This is a genomic window from Parabacteroides sp. AT13, from assembly GCF_002272965.1.
Classification (GTDB): Bacteria; Bacteroidota; Bacteroidia; order Bacteroidales; family Tannerellaceae; genus Parabacteroides; species Parabacteroides distasonis.
In genome coordinates, this window is the sequence record NZ_NQMH01000001.1 from 1,697,459 (window position 1) to 1,717,164 (window position 19,706).

At 45.1% G+C, this 19,706-nt stretch carries 11 protein-coding genes; 6 read left to right on the forward strand and 5 right to left on the reverse strand.

Annotated features, from left to right (window positions below):
• Positions 1 to 151: 151 nt before the first annotated feature.
• On the reverse strand, positions 152 to 4,231 hold the full coding sequence (locus CI959_RS07180; RefSeq protein ID WP_057317252.1) for a two-component regulator propeller domain-containing protein: 4,080 nt from the start codon (positions 4,229 to 4,231) through the stop codon (positions 152 to 154).
• 203 nt (positions 4,232 to 4,434) lie between these two features.
• Here CI959_RS07180 and ribF point away from each other — a divergent pair, with 203 nt between their 5' ends.
• Genes ribF through CI959_RS07195 form a run of 3 tightly spaced genes read left to right on the forward strand, consistent with a single transcriptional unit; the run spans position 4,435 to position 7,690 of the window.
• Positions 4,435 to 5,355, forward strand: a complete 921-nt coding sequence (gene ribF, locus CI959_RS07185; protein WP_005863575.1) for a riboflavin biosynthesis protein RibF — start codon at positions 4,435 to 4,437, stop codon at positions 5,353 to 5,355.
• Between the two features lies 1 nt (position 5,356).
• On the forward strand, positions 5,357 to 6,412 hold the full coding sequence (locus CI959_RS07190) for a M20 family metallo-hydrolase (RefSeq protein WP_057317251.1): 1,056 nt from the start codon (positions 5,357 to 5,359) through the stop codon (positions 6,410 to 6,412).
• A gap of 3 nt (positions 6,413 to 6,415) precedes the next feature.
• Positions 6,416 to 7,690: a lipopolysaccharide biosynthesis protein gene (locus CI959_RS07195; protein WP_057317250.1), complete on the forward strand. Its 1,275-nt coding sequence runs from the start codon at positions 6,416 to 6,418 to the stop codon at positions 7,688 to 7,690.
• A gap of 96 nt (positions 7,691 to 7,786) precedes the next feature.
• Here CI959_RS07195 and CI959_RS07200 read toward each other — a convergent pair whose 3' ends face one another.
• On the reverse strand, positions 7,787 to 8,236 hold the full coding sequence (locus CI959_RS07200; RefSeq protein WP_005863579.1) for a YqaA family protein: 450 nt from the start codon (positions 8,234 to 8,236) through the stop codon (positions 7,787 to 7,789).
• The gene (locus tag CI959_RS07205) at positions 8,221 to 9,237 is read right to left on the reverse strand and encodes a hypothetical protein (protein ID WP_005860222.1); all 1,017 of its coding nucleotides are present in this window, start codon (positions 9,235 to 9,237) and stop codon (positions 8,221 to 8,223) included. Before CI959_RS07205 ends, CI959_RS07200 begins: the two co-directional genes overlap by 16 nt.
• Positions 9,238 to 10,133: 896 nt before the next feature.
• On the opposite strand from CI959_RS07205, the gene CI959_RS07210 reads away from it, so the two are divergent.
• From CI959_RS07210 to CI959_RS07220, 3 genes are all read left to right on the forward strand, one after another.
• Positions 10,134 to 13,172, forward strand: coding sequence for a TonB-dependent receptor (locus CI959_RS07210; RefSeq protein ID WP_005863583.1), 3,039 nt, complete (start codon positions 10,134 to 10,136; stop codon positions 13,170 to 13,172).
• Positions 13,173 to 13,186: 14 nt separating this feature from the next.
• Complete coding sequence (locus tag CI959_RS07215) at positions 13,187 to 14,698, forward strand: RagB/SusD family nutrient uptake outer membrane protein (RefSeq protein ID WP_224201891.1); 1,512 nt, start codon at positions 13,187 to 13,189, stop codon at positions 14,696 to 14,698.
• 74 nt (positions 14,699 to 14,772) lie between these two features.
• A complete protein-coding gene (locus tag CI959_RS07220; protein WP_005863587.1) occupies positions 14,773 to 15,750 on the forward strand; it encodes an endonuclease/exonuclease/phosphatase family protein in 978 nt (325 codons plus the stop codon).
• A gap of 63 nt (positions 15,751 to 15,813) precedes the next feature.
• Here the strand turns inward: CI959_RS07220 and CI959_RS07225 are convergent, their stop codons facing one another.
• Together CI959_RS07225 and purD are read right to left on the reverse strand one after the other, a co-directional pair.
• Positions 15,814 to 18,396: a family 78 glycoside hydrolase catalytic domain gene (locus CI959_RS07225; protein WP_229040520.1), complete on the reverse strand. Its 2,583-nt coding sequence runs from the start codon at positions 18,394 to 18,396 to the stop codon at positions 15,814 to 15,816.
• A 24-nt stretch (positions 18,397 to 18,420) separates the two neighbouring features.
• Positions 18,421 to 19,692 (reverse strand): phosphoribosylamine--glycine ligase, encoded by a 1,272-nt coding sequence (gene purD, locus CI959_RS07230; protein ID WP_008773120.1) that lies wholly within the window; start codon positions 19,690 to 19,692, stop codon positions 18,421 to 18,423.
• Positions 19,693 to 19,706: the final 14 nt, after the last annotated feature.

Genomic DNA, 19,706 nt, shown 5'->3' on the forward strand with positions numbered 1-19,706 from the left:
TCGTTGGCAAAATTAAAGGGTTCGCGGCGGACAGGAAGCCATAAATGTTTTGGGTTACGGGGAGAACCGTAAAAAGGTAGGGGAAGAATGTTTATTTTAAGGGGATATTTTGTTATATCCCCTAATTACGTGGCATTTATTTAGAAAAAGTTTATTTATGATAGTCAGAGGGAAGCCTTCCGAACTCATCCTTAAAATACTTCCGGAATAGCTTCACATCATTGAAACCGCACTCCAGCGCGACCTCGTTGACCCGCATCTGGCTCTTCTCCAATAACTGCGCCGCACGCTTCAAGCGCACCGTACGGATCAACTCTACCGGAGTCTTACCCGTGATGGAAAGGCATTTCTTGTAGAAGTTCACACGACTCATGCCCATCTCCCGGCTCAACCGTTCTACAGACAACTCCGGATTGGCGATCTGCTCTTCGATATAGGCGATGGCCTTACGCATCAACTCCTCATCCATGGAGCTAGCTTGTACTTCCGTCAAGGCGATGCCCATGGTAGAGGACTGCATAAAGGCCTTTTGCATCTTCTTCTTCATCTCGATCAAATGCCGCACCTTCAAGAGAAGCATCTCCATATTGAATGGCTTGCTGATATAATCATCCGCACCAGCTTCCAGACCGACCAGTTGGCTATCTTTAGCGGACTTTGCCGTCAGTAGGATCACCGGGATGTGGGAAGTCCGGATGTCTCCCTTGATCCGGCGGCATAAAGTGATACCGTCGGTGATAGGCATCATCACGTCGCTGATCACCATATCCGGCAGCTCCTCCGGAATGAGTTTCCACGCATCTTCTCCATCCGCCGCCGTAAGTACCGAATAAACGCCACTCAAGCTTAACTTCATAAATTCCCGGAAATCCGTGTTATCGTCTACGACCAGCAACGTAGGTCTTTCCGCCGGAGACGCATCCTTATCAGCGATCTCCGCATGCTCCTCAACCGGAGGCAAGATATCCCCTTCGGCAATTCCTTCCGGAGCCGAGATAATATCTTGGTTGTCCAAGGGGATCACCGGCAGCGTAACCGTAAACGTACTACCCGCTCCCGGCTCGCTTTTCACGGTTATCGTCCCATGATGCATCCGCACGAATTCCCGGCATAGGTGCAGGCCGATACCCGTACCTACCACGGGATTTCCCTTATCCGGGGAAGACACCTGATAAAAGCGATCGAAGATAGCTCCTTGTTTATCCGCAGGAATACCGATACCGCTATCCGACACCTCGATAACCAGTTTGTTCTCTCCCTCCTTCTCCAACCGCAAGCTAAGCGTCACCGAGATAGTACCTCCCTCCGGCGTAAACTTAAAAGCGTTACTCAGTAGATTAGAGACGATCTTGAAGACCTTATCCGTGTCAAACTTCATCGGGAGAGACGTGAAGACCGAGGAGAAAGAGAAATGAATCCGCTTTTGCTCCGAAAGCTCCTTGAAGGAATAAGCCACGTCACGCACGAACGGGACAATATCGCCGGTAGACAAGACCAAGCTATCCCCTTGCATATCGATCTTGCGGAAATCCAATAACTGGTTCACCAATTTAAGCAACCGGTCGGCGTTCCGGTAGATCAACTTCAATATTTGCTGGGATTCCATGTCTTTCTCCGTTTTCATCAACTTCTCCAAAGGAGTCATGATCAATGTTAGCGGCGTACGGAACTCATGGCTTACGTTCGTAAAGAAACGAAGCTTCATCTCGTCCACCTCATGCTGCTGACGCACAGTAGCCCGTTCTTGCTCCTCCTCCAACTTCTTTTGCTGGATACGGAAAATAAAACGTATCACGCCATACGCCAATAATATACCAGCTATGATATACAACGCTATTGCCCATCCGGTAGCCCAGAACGGAGGCAAGATCGTGATCTGCAAGCTCGTGATCTCCTTGCTCCAAATCCGGTCGTTATTCATCGCCTTTACCTTGAAAGTGTAAGTTCCCGGGTTCAAGTTCGTATAGGTAATACGACGTTCCAAGGCGCTTACGGTAGTCCATTCCGAGTCGAAGCCCTCCATCTTAAAAGCATATTTATTCTTCAAAGGAAGGAAATAGCAACAAGAAGAGATGGTAAAGGAGAAATTACGTTCCGTATAATTCAGTTTCAATTGCTTGGTACAGGTGATATCTTTATCCAAAATCACATGCCCGTCATACGCCTCTCTCGCCGTTATCGGGACATTATTCACCATAAGTCCGGTTATCACCGCCGGTGGAGCATAGCTATTATAACGTATCCGGGCAGGATCAACGAAGGTAAGACCGTTTGTCCCGCCAAACGCCAACTCACCCGTTTCCAGTCCGCAAGCGCTATTCACGTTAAACACACGTCCTTGAACGCCCTCATTCTCATCATAGCTATTCCAATCGAACGTATAATTATTATCCGTATCCCGATTCGGAACGATATTCAATAAGCCGTTCTTCGTTCCCACCCAAACCGTATGATATTTATCCTCCAGAATAGACATGATGCTGTTATCCGGTAATCCGGAAGAATGGTTCAACCGATACATCTTATCATTCAACCTATCATATATATGTAGCCCATGATTACTCCCGATCCATACCCATTGGCGGCTATCACAAAATACGACATTGATGATTTGATCCTCAAACACGGAACGTCCATCCTTCGTGCCATTAAAAGAAGTAACAGTCCCCGTCTCCGGGTTGATCCAGTTCACTCCTAAAGAAGTTCCAACGACAATATTCCCCTTCTCATCCCCGGAAAGGCTATATACGATATCCGAGTTAATCGCATTCTCCTTATCCCCCATACGATAATACGTCCATTTCCCGGTAGATTGATCCAAGCAATCCAGGCCGCCTTCCAACGTACCGATCCACAAACGATTCTTGGCATCGACATACAAACTATACACGCTATTATTGGATAAGCCGTCCTTACTGCCCGGGATATCCCGATAATGCTTGAAACGTTTCCCGTCAAAACCGGTCAACCCCTCCATATAAGTACCCAGCCATAACTTGCCATCCAAATCTTTCGCCATACTAATCACGACATCGCCGGAGATAGCGTTCTCGCTTTCCCGCCCCGCCCGGTAGCGGACATACTCCCCGGTTTCCCGATCGTAACGTAATAGGCCGTTTCCGCTAGTACCGATCCACAGATCCCCTTCTTTATCTTCTACGATACAATTAAAGTCATTGTTAAAGATATCCCGCATCAACTCCAAAGGGTACCGGATAGTCTGGAATTTAAAAATGCTCTCATGATAATAGTTGATGCCGTTTTTATAAGTGCCGGCCCACATAATCCCCGTATCATCCCGATACAAGCAGATCACGCTATTCTGGCTCAAACTCGTTTGGTTAAACGGGTTATTTCGTATATAACGCATCCGGTCCAGACGTTTATCCAAGATATTGATACCGCCATGATCGGTAGCGATCCAGATATTACCGTTCATATCCTCCGCCACGTCACGCACCATTATAGAGGATAAAGCGACCGGGGTTTCGGTCGTATAATGTTTCCACTCCTTGCTTTTGGGATTTAGGCGAAAGAGACCTCTACTATATCCGGGATTTAAGAAAAACCACAGATCCCCGTCACTATCGGCGAACACATAGAATAACTGGGCATTCGCATATTGAGTCAGATACTCATCCCGATAGACAGGTTCTCCGGATGCCTTATCGATCCCCTCTACCACTCCCGAGGTATGGACTACATATAGACGATCGCCCACGTCACTCATATCACAAACCCGGCCATCCTCTTTATTTAGCGGATACGAATAAATCTTTCCCCTCGCTTGATCATAACGGCAAAATTCATTCGTATAGGTAGCGAAATAGAGTTGTTTATCATTGTCGACAAATATCTTAGCGGGAGGATTCTCTAGACGTAAGCTATCTAATATTTCCTTCTCCGGAATAAAACGGTCATTATCGGGCTCATATACGCAAAGTTGGTTCGTATTATAGGTAATCCAAATACGCCCATCGGCGGTTTCTTGAAGCTCGGAGACATGCTCCTCCCTAAAAGGCAACCCGCTTTCCTTGTATTTATAATGCTTAAACTCATACCCATCAAAACGGTTCACCCCAGAAGTGGTACCCAACCACATAAACCCCTTCCGGTCTTTCAGGATACAAGTGATCTCATTGGAAGACAGACCGTCCTGTACTCCCAGACGGTTGAAAAGAATATCTTCCGCCGCTAGTCCGGATCCCAACATTCCCCAAGACAGGATCATTATAATACAGAGTAGAGTTTTCGTTTTCATACTTAGCAAATATAGATATTTCCCGAGAACGAACCAAACCAACCTGTATCTAATTCTGCTGCAACGCGGGTTGCAGTAAACATACACGTAAAGTATCTATATATAAGAACATGATTATTAAAAATTATCCCGTACATTTGTCTTTCGATTGGAATAGAAATGAATAAGGCGCAATGATTGTTGTAAGAGATTTTGACAGACTGAAAGGAAAGGAACTGGTGGCTACGATCGGATTTTTCGATGGTGTGCATCTAGGACACCGTTTCTTAATCGACGAGATGAAAGAGATTGCCAAAGCACGTAACCTGCCATCGGCCGTAATCACCTTCCCGGAACATCCCCGGGCCGTATTGCACGCGGATTACCAACCGAAGCTATTAAATTCTTTCGAGGAAAAGTTACAGCAATTAGAGACTACCGGAGTAGATTATTGCATCGTATTGGATTTTACGATCGAGCTATCCCGGCTCTCGGCCAAGGAATTCATTACCTCTATTTTAGCGAAGAGCCTGCATGTAAAGACCTTATTGATCGGATATGACCATCGTTTCGGGCACGATCGGACGGATGGCTTCGAGCAATATGTCGTTTATGGCACCGAATGTGGTATCGAGGTGCTGAAGGCATCTCCCTATGACGAAGGGAATACGGCCGTCAGCTCTTCCGAGATCCGGAAATTACTTCAAGCCGGAAATGTAGCGGAAGCCGCTTATTTACTGACCTATCCCTATCAATTGCTGGGCCATATCGTCAGCGGCTATAAAGTGGGACGCACGCTAGGATTTCCCACGGCGAATATACGGGTAGATGAGCCTTTTAAAGTCATTCCGGGTATTGGCGTATATGCCGTATGGGTGGAGGTGGAAGGCGAACGATATAAGGGAATGCTTTATATCGGTGACCGTCCGACACTCAATAATGGGAAGGACATATCCATGGAGGTCAATATTCTGGATTTCTCCGGAGATATCTACAATGATAGCATTCGTGTCTCATTCGTTCAATACGTACGCAGAGACATCAAATTCGATTCCTTAGAAGAATTGAAAGCTCAACTGGAGAAAGACAGATGCACCGTAAATAATTTATTATAATATGGAAAGATATTACGAAGCGATTGATTTATTAAAAGGCATGATCTCCCGTCCGTCTTTCAGCCGGGACGAGACCGCCGTAGCGGATTTCCTGCAAGCAGAATGGAAAAAGGCCGGACAAAAGGTGTTCCGCAAAGGCAACAACCTGTGGATCATCGCCCCGGATTTCGATTTCGGTAAACCGACCCTTTTACTCAACTCCCATATAGACACCGTCAAGCCCGCTTCCGGTTGGACCAAAGACCCGTTCACTCCCGAAGAGACCGAGGATGATCAATTATATGGACTGGGCAGTAACGATGCCGGGGCGAGCGTAGTCTCCCTCTATGAAGCCTTCTGCATCTTAAGCGAGAAAGAGCAACCTTATAATCTAATCTTCCTCGCGTCTTGTGAGGAAGAGGTATCCGGGAAGAATGGCATTGAAAGCGCATTGGCCGAGCTTCCTCCTATCTCCTTCGCTGTCGTAGGTGAACCCACGGGTATGCAACCCGCCGTAGCCGAGAAAGGGTTAATGGTACTGGATTGCACCGCTATCGGAAAGGCCGGACATGCCGCACGTAATGAGGGCATCAATGCCATCACTTTAGCGATGAAGGATATAGAATGGTTCAGCACCTATCAATTCCCGGAGAAAAGCGACTTCCTCGGACCGGTGAAAATGACTGTCACCATCATCCATGCCGGTACGCAACACAATGTCGTTCCCGATAAATGCGAATTCACGGTAGATATCCGCACCAACGAATTTTATACGAACGAACAGTTATTCGAGCTAATCAAGGAAAAGGTTCATTGCGAGATCAAGGCCCGCAGCTTCCGCCTTAGCTCCACCCGCACGGATCTGGATCATCCTTTTGTGCGACGGGCGATCTTGATGGGAAAAGAGCCTTTCGGCTCTCCTACGCTTAGCGACCAAGCCTTGATGCGTTTCCCCTCCGTAAAGATAGGGCCGGGAAACTCGGCACGTTCCCATTCCGCAGACGAATACATCAAGGGACCGGAGATCCGGGAAGCGATCGATACCTATGTAAGGTTACTGAATGGATTACAACTATAGCTTATGTTAAAAAAGATACTGGGGACAATAGGCTCGCGTTATCTGATAGCTTTCCTTAACCTAGCGCTGATCTTCATCAATGCGAAGGTGCTGGGAATCGAGGGCGTGGGGATGATCGGGTTGATCGTGGCCTCGGTAAATATAGCGGTAATCGTCAACGGGATTTTATGCGGGAATACGATTGTCTATTTCATGAACTGTTACTCCATGCGGACAATTTTCCTTCCCGCATATCTGTGGACACCTATCGGCTCTTCCCTAGCTTGCGGCTTCATGTATCTTACCGGGCTTTTACCCACCGGCTATCGGCTGGATATCTTCTTGTTGGCGATCTTGAGCTCTACGGTAAACGCCAATGCCCGCTTCTTGTTGGGTAAAGACAATATCAAAGGGTTTAATCTCACGTTTATATTGCAAGGAGGACTGCTATTTTTCGTCTTACTCTATTTCTATTATATATTGAAGCGCCCGGACGTACGGTCGTATGTCTGGGGATTATATGTCACGAACGGCATAGCCTTTATTGCCAGCCTATCGATGCTTGTTCCTTATTTCTTAAAGGAGACATCCCGGTCTTCCGGCAAATCACTCTACGGTCTATTAAAAGAAATGTTTGCCTACGGCCTGTGGGCCGGCGCAGACGGGTTGGCGGAAACCTGTACTACCCGACTCAATTATTTCTTGATACAACGTTTCGCCGGGTTGGGAAGCGTAGGCTTGCTAGATGCTGGGACCAAGATATCCGAGAGTGTATGGAATATTAGTCGCAGCGTAAGTTTCATCGAATACAGTAGCGTGGCCAAGACCTCAGAGGCAACGGAACAAAAACGTATTACCTTACAGCTTTTCAAATTGACCTTTTGCGCTTTAGCCCTCGTGATGGGATGTATCTTATTGGTACCGGAATGGATATATACGGATTATCTTTTCAGCGCCGAGTTCAAAGGCATACGTAAAGTGATAGGCGGATTATCGATCGGAATCGTAGCGTTAGGCTGCAACAGCATCATCAGCCATTATTTCATCGGCAGCGGAAAGATCCGGTACAGTACGGCAAGCTCGTGCGTAGGGCTTATTGCCTTATTAATCTCCGGCTTTCTACTCATCCCGTCTTACGGGGTCGTAGGTTCCGCTATCACGACCAGTATCGCCTTTACCTCTATGCTGGTTTTCTCATTGACGGTCTTCTCCCGGCAAACACTTACACGCTGGAATGAGTTCCTTCCGAACAAAAAAGACTTCCAAGCTTGCAGAATTCATATACAAAAATCCTTGTAATTCTATCACGAATTTTATCGATAACGCCATCAAGTTCACGGAAAAGGGGACAATTACGCTTGAAATGATTTCGTGCAAGGTACAGGTCTCGGGTTATCAAAACATGGACTGTACCTTATAAACAAACTCCATCCAAACCCAATAACGGATCGCTTTTCCTAAGAACATGGAGATCGCCACGACCCATATATTAGCCCGCAAGAAACCTAGAGCGACAGCGATAAAATCACCGATACCGGGAAGAAAAACAAAGAAGCCCATCCAAGAGCCTTTTCCCTTGATCCAATCCTGCACCTTCTGTAGTTTTACCGGATCGAGTTTGAGGTATTTCTCGATCCACTCTACCTTTCCCAGCATCCCCAACCAATAGCAGCTCATTCCACCTAAGAAATTACCAAGCGTAGCGGCGATCATACAAGGCCAATAAGCCGAACCCGCCAATAATACACCCGTCAATACGACCTCACTGCTAAACGGCAAGATCGTAGCCGCTAAGAAAGAAGCGATAAACACCCCGATATACCCGTAGGCTATAAGAAATTCCATATACGTATCATTAATAATGCGATAAACATAACTACCGAGAAATGGAACAGCCAAAAGATATATTTCCCCCGGTTCACCGTAAAAAAATGGGCGATCAAGATAGACGCCGGTACACAGGCCATTTCCAGAAATTCCTCGGACGACTGCTCATAGATAAAGAACAATCCAAACGACCAAATGGCCATGACAATCAGAAAAGAAAGAAACTGACGAGTACGCAAATTATCCTCATACTCATGTGTAACGATGTTTAATGAGGCAATGATCGTTAATCCCGCCACTAAAACAATCTGTATCCAATCTATAATTCCCGTCCCTAGTACCGCAAGGAAACGGATCTTGAATAAGGAGGTGAAAGGTATGGTAAATGCCGTGAAATCCCATTCCCAGACACACCATCCGAAAACAAACCAATAAACCGTCAAGATTCCGAACAAGGAAGCGACAAAGGTCCGGATATTCAATGTCCTGAAATTATACATCCCCAGCCAAAACAGCGGCAAGAACCAAAGGATGTGTATCCACAACAGACTTCCGATACTGATAATCAAGGATGCGTTATAAGCCTTATCCGTAGCGTCCGGGTCATGATAAGAGGTAAATAACTGATAAAGGGCCAATATCAAACAAAACACCCCGACAGATGTTGATTTCAAGGGAAAGAAATCCGGGTTTGTACTTGTCAACAAGGCATAGAAGAGAAAGGGAAGCAATGTCTTCTCACGAATCAACATCAACGCATAGTTTACCCGATGCACCAGAAACGCACCACCGGCCATCAGCAAAAAACCGATCAAATAGGTAAACAACTTACCCGGAAGAACCAGACAAAGGGCATTCCATAAAGGAGGAGCCGTCACCTCTCCATACACGGGATAGCCTACCGAATCCACATACCCCACGATCCAACAAAAAATACAAGCGCAAAGCATGTACAAATGGGTCATAGGTGTCGCTATAGTATATCTACGTCCGTAATATGAAGTTGTTCCTCTTGCCATATACCTTATTCTTTCATATTCACATCCTAAAGGAATGAAATAAGTGGCAAAGGTATGAAAATATAACAAGTAAACTGCATCGGCCAACAAAGTTTACTAACCTTGTCATTTCAATTAACTGATTTGGCCGATGCAGCTAACAGACTTGGTCAATGCAGCCAACTGCAAATTAGCTATGTCTTTTTACCATATCACTTAAATATTATATTTACATTTGAAAAATATTCTCACAGAGCGTTGCATTGTTCAAAAAGAAACGTATATTTGTGTTGTCTGGCTAAAGAGCGGTCAGAAAAATAAAAAGAAAGCGTTTTTTGCTTTATCCTTGGTTCGAAGTCTGGAAAATTTCAAGCAAGGAGGATGAAGACAATGTAGCGCTCATTCTGTTAGTGCATGTACACGGCAAGCATTCGCTATGCCAATACATAACTTTACAGCGTGGGAATATTGTTTACTTATTCATCCTTGCAAGGTATTTCCAGACACCCGAATCAGATGAATAGAAAACAAGTCTCACGCTTACTTTGTTTTAAACCTAAAAATTTATATTACCCATAGGAGACAGAGGGAACTTTATTCAGGAAAGGACTTATGGGTACACAACGTCGGTGTTATGAGATCCAAGCCAACGTATCCCACTTGTAATTCAGGATCAAGAGGTACTCCCTCTAACAATTCATGTAAACAATTGCTCAAAGCCCTCACGGCTACTTTGTTAACGTTAAGAATAAGCCCTTAAACGTATGTTAAATTGATTATTTATGAGCAAGATTTAATATAGAGAAAACCATATAAAAGCGCTTAGATTCAAAATCTTTCTTACTATGCAACTCTAATGTAATCTACTTGTCACATGAATAGTCGTACTTTGTAATAGCTAAAAATTAAAACGATTTATGAAAAATTGCAAACATGTAGTCCCTATTCTGGGAGCCTTTTGCTTGATGGCATCTTTATCCTTTATGCCAAAGGAAGCTTGGGCAGAGTCTTCATTAGCACCTATCAGCCAGCAACAAGGCAGTTATCAGTTAACCGGTACCATCCTCGATGGAATGGGTGAACCTGTAATTGGAGCCAATGTATTGGTAAAAGGAACAACGAATGGAGTAGTAACAGACTTAAATGGAAAGTTCAGTTTACAAGTAAAGCCAAACGACATTCTACAAATCAGTTATATCGGTTATAATTCACAAGAAGTGGCAGTCAAAGGCCAACATACACTTAATATTACCCTGAAAGAAGATGTGGAATCTTTAGATGAGGTAGTGGTAGTTGGTTATGGGACAATGAAGAAGAAAGACCTAACCGGCTCTGTGAGTAGCGTGAAGGCAGATGAGCTGACAGCCTTTACCGTAGCCAACCCAGTACAGGCTTTACAAGGAAGAGTTCCCGGCGTAGTACTCTCCCAAAATACAGGTGATCCTTCCGGAGACTATTCTATTAGGATACGTGGAGTAAACTCTATCAAAGGTGACAACTCACCCCTATACATTATCGATGGTATTCCTGCCAGCACAGCCTCTATCAATACCTATGATATTGAATCTATGGAAATTTTGAAAGACGCATCCGCTACTGCCATCTATGGTTCACGTGGTGCTAATGGTGTCGTGATGATCACGACCAAGAAAGGGAAAAGTGGAAAAGCGAAAGTCTCATACGATTTTGAATATGGATTCCAAAAGCAAATCAAGAAACTGGATTTGATGGATGCCCAAGAGTGGGCCCGTTTTTATAACGAATACCTTGTAAACGCAGAGATACTGGAAACCGCTCCCTTTAGTGAAGCTGACATAACCGCCATGGGGAAAGGTATGGACTGGCAAAAAGAGTTCTTTCAAAATGCTCCCATTATGAATCATAACATCAATGTATCTGGAGGTACCGATGACCTAAAATATTTTGTCAGTGGCTCTGCCATGACTAAAGATGGTTTGATCCCGAACAGTTATTATAACAAGTACAATTTGCGTAGTAGTTTGGATATGACTATGAGCAAGATGATAACCGCTTCCGTCAGTATGGGCTACAGTATGATTAACCAGATGAACCAGTCTGATGGAGGTGGTAATGGCGGTTCATCTATGATTGGTGCTGCTTACTCCGCCTCACCAAACTTTTATCCTTATGATGAGAATGGAGATTATAAAGATCTACGCTCTTGGTACAGCTGGTCTAGCCATGAGATCAAGAACCCTTTATGTATGGCTTATGAGTCCACTTATAAAACCGTGACAAATCTGACCAACATCAACGCCGCCTTGAACTTCAATCCGATTAAAGGCTTAAGCATACGGACCAGTTTCGGATTGGAAGGATCTGATGCCCGCTACGATGGTTACACCACCAAAAAGTATATTTACAAAAATAATACTGCCGATGTCAACCACAAGCGTAGTACGAACATCATTAACGAAGATATCGTGACCTACGATTTTTCGTTAAACAACATCCACAGTTTTAACGTAATGGGCGGCTTTACTTACCAACAAAATGTTTACAAATCGATCGCAGCCTCAGGCAACACTTTCTTGAGTGACGTTCAAGAAACGAACAACCTGTCATCAGCAGGAACAGCCAACACACCAAGTACAAACTACAGCAAATGGGTCTTGATGTCTTATCTTGGGCGTATCAACTATAGTTTATTAGGACGTTACCTCGTAACAGCCAGTTTCCGTGCTGATGGATCAAGCCGCTATTCGGAAGGATCAAGATGGGGATATTTCCCTTCTGGTGCTGTGGCATGGCGTGTGTCTGAAGAGCCTTTCATGAAAGAATTTGAAAGTATTTCAAACATGAAGTTGCGTGTTGGCTATGGAAAGACAGGCTCAACAGCTATTGATCCCTACATGACACAAAATCTACTAACCACAGGTAAGACTGCTACTGGAAGCGAGAACGTACCTTACTACTCACCCAGCAGTACCTATCCAGAAGATCTGAAATGGGAGACGACCTCGCAATGGGATGCCGGCGTGGATTTGGGATTCTTTAAACAACGTCTACGTATTACCGCAGACTACTATTATAAGAAAACCACGGATCTACTGAATACAGTATCACTTCCTTCATCATCCGGTTACAAGTCCACCGTACGTAACATCGGTAGTATAAGCAATCAAGGCGTCGAATTATTGATCGAGGGTGATGTGGTACAAAACAAGGACTTTGGCTTAACCTTACAGTTCAATATAGCTCATAATAAGAATCGCGTCGAAGAATTAGCTGATGGTAAAGATATCCTTGGCACAACTTATAGCAACTATGGATCTGGTTCCATCACAATTATCCGTGAAGGTGAGCCATTAGGAGCTTTCTATGTCTACAAAGACACTGGTTTAGACGAGAACGGTTCTTTATCTTATGAGGATATGAACGGAGATGGCCAGTACACCGATACGGAAGACCGTTACATCGCAGGTTCTCCTTTCCCTGATTTTACATATGGTTTGAACTGTGGTATCCGCTATAAGAACTGGGACTTCAACTTCTTTTTACAAGGCAGTCAAGGTAACGACGTGTTTAACTTGAGTGAGATGCGAAACTACAGCTATGGCCAAGGCATGAATATTGAGCGTAAAGTATACTACGAGAGTTGGCGAGAAGGTCAAGACAACAGTCATGCTGCCTATCCCAAGATCAATGCCGTTGGTTCACTGAAATACTCTGACCGCTTTATCGAGAATGGTTCCTATCTGCGTCTAAAAAACATCAGTTTAGCTTACAATCTGCCATGTGACAAGTGGGCTACCAAAAATTGGCTAAACGGTATTCGTATCTTCGTTAGCGCACAGAACTGGTTGACATTAACGAAGTATAAAGGTGTAGATCCTGAAGTTAGCTCAAAAGGCAGCGACGTGAATGCAGGTATAGACCATTTGACTTATCCAAACAGTAAAACCCTTTCCATGGGTGTGAGTGTTAAATTTTAAAATAAGCGAAAACAATGAGACATCTAATAATAATAAGCGCAATGGCCGGAGTTACTCTACTAACAGCTTGTGACAACGCCTTAAATGAGACCGATTATACTTATTCGATCTCAAGCGAGACATTTTATAATACTGTAGAAGAAGCAAATGCTGCGGTATTAGCACCGTTAGACGCAATGCGGTCAGCCTATAATTCAAACTTCTTCGCCACATTAGAGATCAATACAGAATATTGTTATCCAAAAGGAGTTTATCAAACATACAAACAATACAATGGCTTTGTGAACGCAACACATATGAATCGGAGTGATTCAAACTGGCAGAGCCTCTATAAGGCTATTATGTTCTGTAACACCGCTATCGAGCGGATACCTAACGCTACAAAGATGACCGAAGAGGAAAAGGTGGCCTATCTGGGAGAGTTACGCTTTTTACGAGGCTTCAACTACTTTAATCTCGTGAAATACTGGGGTGGTGTACCTTTGAAAACAGATAAAAATATCACAGAGTGGAATATTCCCAAGAGTAGCAAAGAAGAAGTATACAACTTCATAATCGAAGATTTAAAATATGCTTTAGATAATTGTCCTGACAAAAAACGTTATTTGGCTACTCCAGATAAAAATACCGTACGGGTCTGCCTAGCAGATGTATATATGCATACAGGAGATTATATCGAGGCAAAAAAGCTAAGTGGAGAAGTGGTGAACAGTGGTGCATACCAATTAGTACAAGTTGCGGAACCACGTGACTTTGACAAGGTATTTGGCGCAGACTTGACCACCTCTACAGAGGAGATATTCTACATCAAGACTTCACGTATTGATGGTAAGACATGGGACTACCTATCCTATACCTCACATCCAAAGTATGAGTTCGTTCCCGGTAAAACCATGTTAAATGGTAACGGCTATTACACGCACTATACAGACCTGCGTAACCATATCATCAAGAGCTGGGACACGAATGACCTACGTTACGGTATGAACATAGGTTTTTATGTATTCGGCAAAGACGCTTACGGTGAATATACTTGTCTACTCACAAAATATACGGATCCGAACGCACAAGGTAATGGCGCAAATGTATCTATTCCTTTGATCCGCTATACAGATGCTATGCTGATCTACAGTGAGGCTTGTGCCCGTGTTGCCAATGCCCCAACTACGGAATCCATTGAAATGTTAAACCAATTGCGCCGACGTGCCTATGGCAAAGATCCTAAAGTACCTAATGCTGAACTGGACTATAAGTTGAGTGATTACGCCAGTATGACCGCTTATATGGATTTACTATTAAAAGAAGAGACTTATGAACACTTCAATGAGGCAAAGCACTGGGACTTCATAGTCCGTCAAGGTCGTGCTCAAGAACTGGTAGGTAAGTACTTTAATGTGGAGACCGGTGAATATACACAGATTCAAGAACGTCATTATTTATGGAAAATACCAGACAGCGAATTCAATTATAACAAAGCAATGGATCAAGTTAAAGATCAGAATCCGGGTTATACCAGCTCCAATTAAAAAAGAAAAAGATAAATTTGTAACAAACCAGTCCCGGGTTACTTACGCCCGGGACAAAACAAATCAGATATATTATGAACAGAAACAAATTTTTAAAGACATTATCCGCAGTCTGCATCTCCACTCTCTTAATCTCTTGCGGACAAAAAAAAGAACAGAAACCATTACGTCTACTCTACTGGAATATACAAAACGGTATGTGGTGTGGACAAGATGATAATTACGAGAAATTCACGACTTGGGTAAAACAACAAGATCCTGATATTTGCGTATGGTGTGAGGCTCAAAGCATCTATAAAAATGGTACTGCGGATCCTTTGGATTCCCAAGAACGTTTTCTGGTAGATAATTGGGGAGTATTAGCCAAACGGTACGGACACCCTTACTGGTACATAGGCGGACATCGGGATAATTACCCGCAGGTCATCACCTCTAAGTATCCGATCGAAAATATAAAAAAAATAATAGGTGAGGAGCCAAACCAAGTAGTAACCCACGGTGCCGGTTGGGCAAAGATCATTGTAGACGAAAAGGTTTTAAATATAGTAACACTACACACATGGCCACAACAATGGGCTTTTCGCACTGAAGATCAAGAAGCAAGTAAAGCTGAAAACGGTGGTGATAAATACCGTCGCATGGAAATAGAGTATATTTGTAAGCACACCATTGGTACTAGCACGAATGCTACCAACGAATATTGGATGATGATGGGTGACTTCAACAGCCGCAATCGCACAGACAACGCCATCTATCGATATCCGGAAGATAGTCCTAAGTTTTTGACGCAAGACTATATCGCTCAAGAAACACCTTATGTAGATGTCATCGCTAAGAAGTATCCAAATGAATTTAAGACAACAACCGGTAAAGAAGCCCGCATTGATTACGTATATTGTACACAGCCTTTGTTTGACATAATCCAGTATGCAGACGTAATTACAGATGAGTACACGAAGCCTGTACGTGACCCGAAAGAGCTATCTAATTTCTGGTGGCCATCCGATCATCGTCCGATTATTATTGATTTTGATCTGAGTAAATTAAAATAATACTATCAATAATCTTACCCAAGCTTACAAACTTTAATGTAAACTTGGGTAAGTATAAGCTACTTATTTAACGATCTGATACGAACCCGCACGATACTCGTGAGCTTGGCTTTCGCCCGGAAGTGTCACGAGAGCGACCGCTCCTTCGGGAATGGCGAAATCCCAAATCCACTGGTCTCCCTCATACTTCCAAGAGCTCTTGATAATTCCTGCCGCCGAATTGTACTCCGCGTTTACGAACTCCAGACGCTTATCGGGAATCGGCTTCATGATAATGCGCTTGAATCCTGGCTCCGACGTATCCGCAGAGATACCAGCCATGGTCTCCCACATCCATTCACATACACATCCATAGGCATAGTGATTAAAGCTGTTCATGCCTTGCGGTCCCATGCCTTTATCAAGCATATAGCTATTCCAACGCTCCCAAATCGTTGTCGCCCCATTATCTACCGAATACAGCCAACTCGGATTCTTGCGCTGGAAAAGAAGCTCGTAAGCGATATCACTCATTCCATTCTCCGTAAGCGTAGGCATCAGGATGGAAGTACCCAAGAAACCTGTCTGAAGGCAATTGCCATGCTCGGCGAAGTTGTCACGCAGTCGTTTCATCATGTTCTCCTTGGCTACCCCTTCGACCAGCTTGTTCTTCAAGGCGAATAGGGCAGGCGTCTGCATGGTATTGAATATCGCCGTCTTAAATTCTCCGTCGGCATTCAGGAATTTATCCAATATATACTGTTTCGCTTGAGCAGCCATCGCTTCGTATTTCGCGGCATCCCGTCCTGTCGCACGAGCCATATCGCTCATCATTCCGGCATCTATAAGCCAGTAATTCGCACTTAGATAATTCCAATAATCATAGGCTTCCGGAAGCGTTCCGGATCCATCCTTCGCTGTATGTCTGCCGCTGCAACTCTCAAGCGGCTCGTAACTGAGCCAGTCGGCCCACTGGTAATTGCCATTCTCCGCGCTGAGGGCATGATGGTCATACTTGGTCTCGTTGATATGATTGAGATATTTCTCCATCGCCGCCCAGTTCTCATCGATAATCTGAGTGTCACCAAATTGCTTCCAGACAACCCAAGGCACGATAACTCCCGCGTCCGACCAGCCCAAGCGGTTCATATCAGTAGGAGACGCACCGTATTGAGCCAATGGAGCGACACCGGGATACGCACCGGTTGGTGATTGTGTGTCACGCATATCACGCATCCATTTATGGAAGAAATCAGCGGTATTGGCAAAGAAAGTACCAGTCTCAGCAAATACCTGCGTGTCGGCGGTCCATCCCAGCCGTTCGTTGCGCTGCGGACAGTCGGTAGGAACCGAGAGGTAGTTGGAACGTTGTCCCCATAGGGTATTTGAGATCAACTGATTGACTAGTTTGTTGCCGGTCGTTATTGATCCGGTCTCCATCTGTTGGGTAATCGAGGAGACAGGAATCGACTGGATCGACCGGATACGCACCTCCTGATCGGCCGTGATCGATACGAAGCGATAACCATAGAACGTGCGATGAGGGCGATAGGTCGTATAGTCCTTATGATCCGCAAAGGTATAGTCGAGTAACATCCCGGTATCCGGAGTGCGTAGATTCAAGCGATGGCAACTACCTTCAGGCCCATCCATTCCTCGGCTCTTCGCACCATTTCCATCGTTCAATATCTCAGAAGGACGACAATTTAGTTGGGTACCCTCCTTTGCCATAAACTCGAAAGCAGGAACCGCCGCACAATTCTGGCCAAAGTCCACGACAAGTGTCTCGCCCGGATGAACTACCATTTCCTCGCCAGCCGCATATTCTTTCGTTATAACAACCTTTCCATAAGCATCTTCACTCTCTCCGGTGACCCCTTTCCATAGATAGGCCTTTTGAGGAGAAAGCGCCAAATCTTCACGAAAATAGACCTCACCTCCATTTGAAGGAAGTATCTCTCCCTCAAATTCCGTATTCTTTTCCGGTGTCGAAAGCTTATCGAGCGTATCGTATCCCGGTAACTCACGGGCATCATATTCCTCACCATCAAAGATAGCGGCATGTTTGACCGGTCCGGCGATCCCGGCTTTCCAATCGCTCGTATTGGAACCTAAGTACGCCTTGCTACCATCCGCATAGGTAAGCTCAAGCACTCCACGGAAAGCGACCTTGGTACCCACCATCCCTTGCTGGCCGCTGTATGTGATGATCTTATCGGCCCACCATCCCGGTGTCACCTGCACAGCGAAAACATTCTCCGCTCCCACCTGTTTCGACAGGGCATTGCTTACCTCATACGTAAACGAACGCTTCGTCTTGTAGGGATGCGTAAAACCCGGTTTGAGAATCTCTTCTCCGATCAACTTCCCATTCACGTATAACTCGTATACACCCAAGCCCGTGGTCATCCAGCGTGCCGAGTTTATCTCTTTTTCATTCTTTACGACACTCACGAACCAAGCGGCACCATCGGCCGCACGCTCATTCGATCCGTTGATCTCACCCGTTATGACAGGTGCATTTGCCACGGATATCCATTCGGAATGGTTCCAAGCGGCATCATCCAATGCGGAGACACGCTTCCCCGATTCGTTCGTCTGATCGGTCGAACATGCATAGAGAGCCGCACAAACAACCCCTAAAAGCAATAGTTTTCGTTTTTTCATACGCATATTCTCTCTAATTGTCATTTACAGATCAAATCCGATATCCCGACGGAAATACTTCTTATCGAAATCGATCTGCTTAGCTCCGGCAAAAGATTGGGCCAAAGCCTCTTCCTTATTAGCCCCATACGAACTGACCGCAATCACACGGCCGCCATTCGTCAGGATCTGGCCGTCTACCAGCTTCGTTCCGGCATGGAACACTATATTGTTCGAGGATACGCCATCCAATCCCGTGATTACCTTATTTTTCTCGTAAGCCTCCGGATAACCGCCGCTTACCAACATAACCGTAACCGCCGCGCGAGGGTCCTGTACCAATGTACGGCCCGCTAAATTACCTTCCGCTACCCCTTCCAGCAAATCCACCAAGTCACTTTGGATACGAAGCATGACTACCTCTGTCTCCGGATCGCCCATACGACAATTGTATTCTATCACCATCGGCTCATTCTTCACATTGATCAGACCCAAGAAGATGAAACCTTTATAATCGATATGCTCCGCTTTCAATCCCTCTACGGTAGGACGGATAATACGCTCGTCCACCTTCGCCATAAAGACCTCATCAGCGAAAGGAACCGGGGAAACAGCTCCCATTCCACCTGTGTTTAAACCCGTATTGCCCTCGCCGATACGCTTATAATCTTTCGCTACCGGAAGCACCTTGTAATCGTTGCCATCCGTCAAGACGAATACGGAGCATTCGATACCATCCAAGAACTCCTCGATCACGACCGTCTTGCTCGCGTCGCCAAACATTCCGCCCAGCATATCTCCCAACTCTTTCTTGGCTTCCTCCAAGTTATCGATAATCAGTACCCCTTTACCGGCAGCCAATCCATCCGCTTTCAATACATAAGGAGCGGAAAGAGATTCCAAGAACGCATAGCCTTCCTCTAGGTTTTCAGTGGAAATACTCTTATAACGAGCGGTCGGGATATGATGACGCATCATAAACGCCTTGGCGAAATCCTTGCTACCTTCCAATTGGGCACCTTCCCCACTCGGGCCGATCACGGGGATGGAGCTTAATGCCTCATCCTTCTTGAAATAATCATAAACACCCTTCACCAATGGATCCTCGGGACCTACCACGACCATATTCACTTGGTTCGCCAACGCAAAATCCTTGATAGCGGCAAAATCATCCGCTTTAATATCCACGTTGGTTCCTACCAACGCTGTTCCCGCATTACCGGGAGCGATAAATAACTTATCAACTTTCGGGCTTTGAGCGATCTTCCAAGCGATCGCATGCTCACGCCCACCAGAGCCTAATAACAATATATTCATATCTCTTCTAATTT

Coding starts and splice junctions, on each gene's coding strand:
- CI959_RS07225 (WP_229040520.1), bottom strand. CDS start 18,396: ATGAAAAAACGAAAACTATTGCTTTTAGGGGTTGTTTGTGCGGCTCTC.
- CI959_RS07215 (WP_224201891.1), top strand. CDS start 13,187: ATGAGACATCTAATAATAATAAGCGCAATGGCCGGAGTTACTCTACTA.
- CI959_RS07180 (WP_057317252.1), bottom strand. CDS start 4,231: ATGATCCTGTCTTGGGGAATGTTGGGATCCGGACTAGCGGCGGAAGAT.
- ribF (WP_005863575.1), top strand. CDS start 4,435: ATGATTGTTGTAAGAGATTTTGACAGACTGAAAGGAAAGGAACTGGTG.
- CI959_RS07195 (WP_057317250.1), top strand. CDS start 6,416: ATGTTAAAAAAGATACTGGGGACAATAGGCTCGCGTTATCTGATAGCT.
- CI959_RS07200 (WP_005863579.1), bottom strand. CDS start 8,236: ATGGAATTTCTTATAGCCTACGGGTATATCGGGGTGTTTATCGCTTCT.
- CI959_RS07220 (WP_005863587.1), top strand. CDS start 14,773: ATGAACAGAAACAAATTTTTAAAGACATTATCCGCAGTCTGCATCTCC.
- purD (WP_008773120.1), bottom strand. CDS start 19,692: ATGAATATATTGTTATTAGGCTCTGGTGGGCGTGAGCATGCGATCGCT.
- CI959_RS07210 (WP_005863583.1), top strand. CDS start 10,134: ATGAAAAATTGCAAACATGTAGTCCCTATTCTGGGAGCCTTTTGCTTG.
- CI959_RS07205 (WP_005860222.1), bottom strand. CDS start 9,237: ATGGCAAGAGGAACAACTTCATATTACGGACGTAGATATACTATAGCG.
- CI959_RS07190 (WP_057317251.1), top strand. CDS start 5,357: ATGGAAAGATATTACGAAGCGATTGATTTATTAAAAGGCATGATCTCC.